The organism is Mesorhizobium sp. M4B.F.Ca.ET.214.01.1.1, assembly GCF_004791545.1.
Classification (GTDB): domain Bacteria; phylum Pseudomonadota; class Alphaproteobacteria; order Rhizobiales; family Rhizobiaceae; genus Mesorhizobium; species Mesorhizobium abyssinicae.
Map to the genome: position 1 here is coordinate 1 of NZ_SRUX01000213.1, position 317 is coordinate 317.

Annotated in this window: 1 protein-coding gene; it reads right to left on the bottom strand. The window is 61.8% G+C overall.

The genetic code is table 11. The features are described 5' to 3' along the window. Positions 1–317: Mur ligase family protein (locus EN857_RS33950; RefSeq protein ID WP_245521687.1), on the bottom strand; the 317-nt coding region annotated here is incomplete at both ends.

Consider the following 317-nt stretch of genomic DNA (forward strand, 5'->3'; position numbering starts at 1 on the left):
ATGCGCCCGACCAGCGCCTGCACTTCCGGGTGATCGGTGCACATCACGCCGAAGCCATAGAAAGGCACGTTCTCGACGAACTGGCGGAACGCTTCGCGCACATTGTCGAAGTTGCCATAATGATCGAGATGCTCGGGATCGATGTTGGTGACGACGGCGATGTCGGCAGGCAGCTTGAGGAAGGTGCCGTCGCTTTCGTCGGCTTCGACCACCATCCACTCACCGTCGCCCATGCGCGCATTGGTGCCGTAGGCATTGATGATGCCGCCATTGATGACGGTCGGGTCGAGCCCGCCGGCTTCGAGCAGGGTCGCCAC